Origin of the sequence: Deinococcus planocerae, assembly GCF_002869765.1 — a bacterium.
GTDB lineage: Bacteria > Deinococcota > Deinococci > Deinococcales > Deinococcaceae > Deinococcus > Deinococcus planocerae.
Genome location: NZ_PNOR01000075.1, coordinates 1 through 6060, shown reverse-complemented (window position 1 = coordinate 6060; position 6060 = coordinate 1). Strand labels below are relative to the sequence as shown.

At 69.9% G+C, this 6060-nt stretch carries 9 protein-coding genes and 1 pseudogene; 3 read left to right on the top strand and 7 right to left on the bottom strand.

All coding sequences use genetic code 11. From position 1 onward, the window contains the following. Nucleotides 1-261: 261 nt before the first annotated feature. The 3 genes from A7B18_RS20850 to A7B18_RS20840 form a co-directional block, all read right to left on the bottom strand. Nucleotides 262-1365 (bottom strand): App1 family protein phosphatidate phosphatase, encoded by a 1104-nt coding sequence (locus tag A7B18_RS20850; RefSeq protein ID WP_102128584.1) that lies wholly within the window; start codon nt 1363-1365, stop codon nt 262-264. Nucleotides 1366-1377: 12 nt separating this feature from the next. Then, nucleotides 1378-1611, bottom strand: coding sequence for a DUF6985 domain-containing protein (locus tag A7B18_RS22195; RefSeq protein ID WP_180970290.1), 234 nt, complete (start codon nt 1609-1611; stop codon nt 1378-1380). A 165-nt stretch (nt 1612-1776) separates the two neighbouring features. Beyond that, nucleotides 1777-2775, bottom strand: coding sequence for a ribose-phosphate diphosphokinase (locus A7B18_RS20840; RefSeq protein ID WP_102128582.1), 999 nt, complete (start codon nt 2773-2775; stop codon nt 1777-1779). A 168-nt stretch (nt 2776-2943) separates the two neighbouring features. Between A7B18_RS20840 and A7B18_RS22955 the strand changes: the two genes are divergently transcribed. Beyond that, nucleotides 2944-3078, top strand: coding sequence for a hypothetical protein (locus A7B18_RS22955; RefSeq protein WP_281260181.1), 135 nt, complete (start codon nt 2944-2946; stop codon nt 3076-3078). 72 nt (nt 3079-3150) lie between these two features. Here A7B18_RS22955 and A7B18_RS20835 read toward each other — a convergent pair whose 3' ends face one another. After that, nucleotides 3151-3597, bottom strand: a complete 447-nt coding sequence (locus A7B18_RS20835; RefSeq protein ID WP_146009637.1) for a hypothetical protein — start codon at nt 3595-3597, stop codon at nt 3151-3153. A 26-nt stretch (nt 3598-3623) separates the two neighbouring features. Further along, nucleotides 3624-4748, bottom strand: coding sequence for a molecular chaperone DnaJ (gene dnaJ / locus A7B18_RS20830; protein ID WP_102128580.1), 1125 nt, complete (start codon nt 4746-4748; stop codon nt 3624-3626). A 142-nt stretch (nt 4749-4890) separates the two neighbouring features. Between dnaJ and A7B18_RS22190 the strand changes: the two genes are divergently transcribed. Both A7B18_RS22190 and A7B18_RS20825 read left to right on the top strand, forming a co-directional pair. After that, nucleotides 4891-5046 carry a hypothetical protein gene (locus A7B18_RS22190; RefSeq protein ID WP_180970289.1) on the top strand — a complete coding sequence of 52 codons (156 nt, stop codon included), beginning with the start codon at nt 4891-4893 and terminating at the stop codon, nt 5044-5046. Beyond that, on the top strand, nt 5043-5462 hold the full coding sequence (locus tag A7B18_RS20825; RefSeq protein WP_102128579.1) for a uracil-DNA glycosylase: 420 nt from the start codon (nt 5043-5045) through the stop codon (nt 5460-5462). The genes A7B18_RS22190 and A7B18_RS20825 overlap by 4 nt, the downstream gene beginning before the upstream one ends. 16 nt (nt 5463-5478) lie before the next feature. Here the strand turns inward: A7B18_RS20825 and A7B18_RS20820 are convergent, their stop codons facing one another. Both A7B18_RS20820 and A7B18_RS20815 read right to left on the bottom strand, forming a co-directional pair. Continuing rightward, nucleotides 5479-5880, bottom strand: coding sequence for a GNAT family N-acetyltransferase (locus tag A7B18_RS20820; protein ID WP_102128578.1), 402 nt, complete (start codon nt 5878-5880; stop codon nt 5479-5481). Nucleotides 5881-5956: 76 nt separating this feature from the next. Then, nucleotides 5957-6060: pseudogene (locus A7B18_RS20815) on the bottom strand (IS5-like element ISDge16 family transposase); the annotation flags it as partial.

The following is a 6060-nucleotide window of genomic DNA, read 5'->3' as shown; positions in this document are numbered from 1 at the left end:
GGGCGGGAACGGCGGGCAGGGCTAAGCGGTCAGAGCTTCATTCGGCAGGGCGGGTCGGGGGGAATCCTCTGGCCCGCTTTTTGTCGGGACGGATAGGCAGGAGTCACCTGGGCACAGCTCCTTCTCTCCCGACTTGCAAAGCTGCGAAGCAGAGGGAGTGAGCGGGCCGGGCGTTGGGACCCGTCAAAAGGCCCTGGCACTCTTTCCCAATCCGAGTGAGCAGGGCAAGCTACGCTTGCCACCCCCCTCCCCTGCCCTCCCTCACGTCTCGTAACTGCGTGCCACGCTCGTCATCACGCTCCTGAGTTCGCCGGGCGTGATCAGGCCCATCGCCATCGCGTGGCTGGCGGCGCTCATGCTGTCGGCGGTGAGCACGAGGTCCACGCCCGCCTTGCGGACCTCCTCGCGGAGTTTCATGACGCCCTCGTCGCGCATGGCCTCGGTCACGTCGCGGATGTAGACGGCGAGGACGCGGCCCGGCCACCGGCGCACGACCTCGGCGTAGATTTCGGGGTCCTTCTCGCCGCTGTCGCCGACGAGGACGAAACTCAGGCCCGGGAAGCGGGCGAAGATGCGCTCGATCACCCCGTGCTTGTACCCGCCGTGTCCCTTGAGCAGCTCGAAGCCCCAGTTGCGCAGGAAGATCGGCCCGAGCGGGATGCGGCGGTAGTCGAGAAACTGCCACAGCAGGTCGAAGAAGTTCCAGGGGCTGCTCGACACGTAAAAGATCGGGTTGCGCGCCTCGCCGTCCCGGGTCAGCGCCCGGTACAGCGCCCCAACCCCGGGAAAGGGCAGGCGGGTGCGCGCGTTGCCGGTCAGGCTGGTGGCGAGCATCCGCGGCAGACTGGTCACGTCCGACTGGATCACCGTGTCGTCGAGGTCGCTGATGATGCCGAAGCGGGCCTGGGCGACGACCTGGGCGCGGGCGCGGGTGGTGCCGTCGCGGCCCTCGATCACCAGGCTCGCCTCGTGCCAGCCGTCGGCGAAGGGGGAACCGCCCTCCGGCGGGGTGAAGGTGAGGGTGAAATACCCGTCGGCGTCGCTCACCGCGCTCGCCACGGCCCCCCCCAGCCGCCCGGTCACGCGCACGCCGGAGACCTCGCGGGAGAGCAGGCGGCGCAGGATGTTGCGGAAGTTGCGCCAGCGGGGGTCGCCCTTCTTGGGGGGAGCCACCATGCGGGGGAGCAGCACCCGGCCCGTGAGTTCCACCGCCTCCGGGGTGCCCCAGCCCACGTAGGGCTGCAAGATGAGCTTGCCGCGCGCCCGCCGGGGCTGGACATAGCCGCTGACGGCGTGGTCGAGGGCCGTGACTCCCCGTTCCAGTGCGGGTTGGATCGCCTTGAATGCGGTCTTGGCGCCTAGCATCTGGGCGTCAGTCTACGCATCCGGCGAGGGGAGGCACATCCGGCCCGCCTGAAGGGAACGCTGAGGGACGCGGGCTGGAAAAAAAAGCCTCTCTCCCCGGCGGGACACGCGTTGCGGGCCGTGTTCCTCCTCCCAGGCGCACTCGCAGGCGACCCCGACGTAGACCTCCCGGTCGCGGCGGCTCAGGGGCACGAACGCCACGAGGGTCACGGGCAAGGGCTGGCCGCCGCAGAGGGGCACGGCCACGGGCCCGACCTCCCACCAGTCCCCGAACGGCCCGTGCCGGGTCAGGGGGCCGACGACCGAGGACCGGAGCGTGGGGCGCAGGGGAGGATACGCAGGGCTAGCCTCCAGCCCGCGCGGAAGGGCGGGGAGGTCCGTGCGTCTGCGTCCCCGCCCTGCTTGCGGCGCCTACTCGAAGAGGGTGCTCACGCTCTGGCCGACGTGGATGTTCGTGATCGCGTCGGCGAAGAGGGGGGCCACGTCGAGGACGGCGAGTTTGCCGTTCGAGGCGGCGATCTTTTCAGGCGAGACGTAGACGGTGTTCGTGCTGGCGACCTGGGTCACGTCGAGGGCGGCGATGCGCTCGATGGCGGGGCCGGTGTAGACGCCGTGGGTGACGGCGACGTACACGTCCCTGGCCCCCATGTTGCGGGCGATGTTCACCGTCTCGACGAGGCTTCCGGCGGTGCTGATCTCGTCGTCCACGATAAAGACCGTCTTGCCCTCCACCTCGCCGATCAGGGCGCGGGGGCGGACCTCGGTATCCGACAGCCTTTCTTTGTCGATCATGGCGAGGCCGGAGTCGAGGCGGCGGGCGATTTGAGAAGCCCGCTTGATGCTGCCCGCGTCGGGGGCGAGAACCACGCCCTCGTGGGCGTTCGGCACGCAGGACTTGAAGTGCGCGCTGAGCACCCGGTCGGCGGAGAGGTGGTCGACGGGCACCTTGAAAAAGCCGTGCACCTGCGAGCTGTGCAGGGTCATGGTGAGCACGCGGTCGGCTCCGGCCTCCTGGATCAGGTCGGCGACCAGGCGCGCGGCGATGGAGATGCGCGGGCTGTCCTTTTTGTCGCTGCGGGCATAGGAGTAGTACGGGATGACGGCGGTCACCCGCCCCGCCGACGCGCTCTTGGCCGCGTCGATGAGCAGCATCAGCTCCATGATCGAGTCGCTGACGGGCGTGGAAAAGGTCTGCACGATGAACACGTCGCCCTCGCGCAGGGACTCGTCGTAGTGGACGATGATGTTGTCGTTCGTGAACTTCTCGGTCTTGCTCTGGCCCAGCGGCACGCCGAGGTGGTCGCAGATCGCCTGCGCGAGGGGGCGATTGCTCTGGCCGGAAAAGACGAGCAACGGCTGGCGGCGGCTGGCGGCCAGGCGCTCGGAAGGGGCGCGGTGGGGCACGGTCACGGTGGGGAAACCTCCGGGGGCGGGAACTGGAGCGCGGGAGAGCCCCGTGCTCGCAAGACTGTGTGGTTTGCCAACGTCCGCGAAGCAGCATACCCGCCGCGCCGCGCACGTGTCACGGGCCGCTTTTGCGCCGCGGGCGTCCCCGGGGAGGGAACACGCCGGGGGAGCATGGCCCGGGCCCTGGCTCCCGCTGCGGACCTGCGGGATGGGGCGAACCTGCCGGGCCTCGCCGCGCTGCTGAGTCTGACCGTGCTAGAGCACCTCGGCTGGCTGGGGCTCAGGTTGGTGGTGGCCGGGGTGTGACGCCGGTGCGGCGATTCCAGCCCTTTCCGGGCCTGCGCGAGCCCGCCGGGCGGGCACCGGAAGCTCGAAGGCTCAGCGGGCGGCGGACGGTTCCAGCACGAGACCTGGGCGCTCCCCACTCTCAGTGGGAGGAGTCACGCGGAGCGTGAGCCCACGCGCGAAATCCTCCTCCGTCACCGTGCGCGTCACGGCCACCTGGCTCACCGTCGTCACACCTCCCTGCTGGGTGTCCGAGTTCACCCACACCTGACACTGCGCGGACGCGGTAAACTCCTGGGCGGAGCCGAACGAGGCTTGAAAACGCTCGTCAACCACCTCTCCCGGGCGGGCGAAGGCCCCGACCACGGCCTGGGGGACGTTGCCAGCGGGTGGCACGTAAGACAGGGACCCAACGAGAAAATCACAGACCTGTGTCTTGGAGCTGTAATCGGTGACGACCCGCAGTTGAATTGACTGACCCGCATCCTGCGTGCAGGCCGTCAGCCAGGTCAGGGCGAGCAGACCCGGCAGCGTTCTCATGCCGCCGAGCATACCGCCCGGCCTCTTCACTCGCCCCGGAAAATCTTGCCCACCTTGCCCAGGAAGCCCTCGCGCTGTTCGGTCACCTCGTCGCCCACCGCGCGGGCGTAGGCGTGCAGGGCTTCCCGCGCCTCGGCGCTGAGCTGGCCGGGCTTGGGGACCGTGATCTCGTACTCGACGATCAGGTCGCCCGTCCCGGCCCCCTGCAATCGGGGGAGGCCCTGGCCGCGCAGGCGGTGGAGTTCGCCGTGCCCGGTCCCGGGTTTGACCTCCACGGTCTGCGGGCCGTCGAGGGTGGGCACCGTGACCTCGCCGCCGAGCGCCGCCTTGGCGAAGCCGATCTTCGCGGTGTGGATCAGGTGTTCTTGCTCGCGGCGCAGCTCGGGGTGGGGCTCCATTTCGATGTGGACGTAGAGGTCGCCGTTGCCGCCCGGCCCCTCGTTGCCCTTGCCCGCCACCCGGATGCGGTAGCCCTCGTCGATGCCGCGCGGGAGCTTGACCTTCACCGTCTCGGCCCCCAGCGTGCGGCCCCGGCCCTTGCAGACCGTGCAGGGGTCCTGGATAAGCTGGCCCTCGCCGCGGCAGGTCGGGCAGGGCTGCTGGGTCTCGACCACCCCGAAGATCGTGCGGGCCTGCGCGCGAACTGCCCCCACCCCGCCGCAGGTCGAGCAGGTCTTGGGGGGCTTGCCGCCGGGCTCGGTGCGGCTGCCGTGGCAGTGCTCGCAGCCCGTCAGGCGATCCACCTCGACCTCGATCTCCTCGCCCGCGCGGGCCTGGAGCAGGGTCACGCGCGCCTCGGTCTCGATGTCGTCCCCGCGCGCCGGACCCCGTCGGCCCCCGCGACCGCCCCCGAGTCCGCCGAAGAGCTGCTCGAAGATGTCCATCGGGTCGAAGCCCGCCCCGCCCATCCCGCCGAAGGGGTCGCCGCCCGGCATCCCGTTACCGGGCGCGCTGCCGAAGCGGTCGTAATGGGCGCGCTTTTCGGGGTCGCTCAGGACCGCGTAGGCCTCGTTGATGCGCGCGAACTGCTCGGCGGCCCCCTCCTCCTTGTTGCGGTCGGGGTGGTACTTGAGGGCCAGCTTGCGGTACGCGCTCTTGATCTCGTCGGCGCTCGCCGACTTGGCGACGCCCAGCAGTTCGTAGTAATCCATAGGTTTGTTGTCGCCGGACACGTGAGCACCCGGCCTCCACCCTCCAGGTTAACATGACCGGACTCAAGAAACGTGGGTGTCCTAGGGGTGTGCCGGGGGGAGGCGGGCGCTGGTATTCGGGCCGAGCGGGTACGCTGGGCGCATGATCACCTCCCGCGGGCAAAACGCCCTGACGCCCGAGAAGGACGCCGAGACCACCGTGAACCTCACGCCGCCGCTGTTCCTCGCGGTCGGGTTCGTTCTGGTGCGGACTCTGCCGCGCGGCGGACGACCGGAGGAGGAAGGCCGCTCTCCATGACCGAGCCTCCCGGGCACTTCAAGAGCCTTCACAGCGGGCGCCTCGTGGTTCCGGGGTGGACGAACCTGATTCCCGGCCTGCCCGACGCGGTGGAGATCGGGTTCGACCTCGGCGCCCACGACCTGGGCCGCGAGTACGCCTGCCTGCTCGTGGAGTACTGGGCCACCCCCGAGGACCTGAGCCTCCAGAGCGTCCTGCCGGTGCGCTCCTTCGCCGCCGCGCCGGAGGGCTGGTGCGTGTTCGTGCCCGCGCGGGGCCGGGTGCTCGTGCGGGCCCTCGACCCGCAGCCCAATCCGCCCGTGCTCGTGAGCCACTGGCTGAACATCGACCCGCAGACGCCGGAGGGGACGGTGGTGACGGTCGCGGTGAGTCTGCCCCCTCCTCCCTCGCCGTGGCAGAACCTGCCCAACGGGTGAGCTTCCCCTGCGCCGCTCAGGGGAGGCCGGTGCCTCGAACGAGTTGCCAGGCTGGCCGGTCCATGACGAAGCGGCAGACCTCGCGCGCCGCGCCCGCCTCTGCCTCGCTCCGGGTGTGAACCAGACGCATCCCGGCCCTCTCCATCACCCGGACGGACGCCGTGTTGCCCGTCTCGCACGCCCCGACAACGAGGTCCGCCCCCAGCGGGCCGAACATGAACGCCAGGGCGGCCTCCAAAGTTTCCGTCATGGAGCCTCGGCCCCACACGGACGGCAGCAAGGCGTACCCGAACTCGAACCGGCGCGGTGAGGGTTCCGGAGTCTGCCCGAAGCCCAGCCAGCCGACCACCCGCCCCTCCAGAAGGACGGCGAGGTTGTAGGCGCGGCGGGGTTGACGGCGGTTGTGCGCGGCGGCCACGGCGGGTCAGGCGTGGGGTGTGCAGGGTGAGCACAGGAATGCGCCTGGATCAGCTAGGGTCTGTCTGGCTGAAATTTCAGAGCCAGAGGAGGATGCAAGCGACGTGGACACCGGCTAAAAACTGGTGTCCGCGCTTCTCGTATCGGGTGGCGATGGCCCGAAAATCCTTGAGCCGATTGA

Excerpts from the sequence above, each read along its gene's own strand:
- A7B18_RS20850 (WP_102128584.1), bottom strand. The coding sequence starts at position 1,365 with ATGCTAGGCGCCAAGACCGCATTCAAGGCGATCCAACCCGCACTGGAA.
- A7B18_RS22955 (WP_281260181.1), top strand. The coding sequence starts at position 2,944 with ATGGCCCGGGCCCTGGCTCCCGCTGCGGACCTGCGGGATGGGGCGAAC.
- A7B18_RS20835 (WP_146009637.1), bottom strand. The coding sequence starts at position 3,597 with ATGAGAACGCTGCCGGGTCTGCTCGCCCTGACCTGGCTGACGGCCTGC.
- dnaJ (WP_102128580.1), bottom strand. The coding sequence starts at position 4,748 with ATGGATTACTACGAACTGCTGGGCGTCGCCAAGTCGGCGAGCGCCGAC.
- A7B18_RS22190 (WP_180970289.1), top strand. The coding sequence starts at position 4,891 with ATGATCACCTCCCGCGGGCAAAACGCCCTGACGCCCGAGAAGGACGCC.
- A7B18_RS20825 (WP_102128579.1), top strand. The coding sequence starts at position 5,043 with ATGACCGAGCCTCCCGGGCACTTCAAGAGCCTTCACAGCGGGCGCCTC.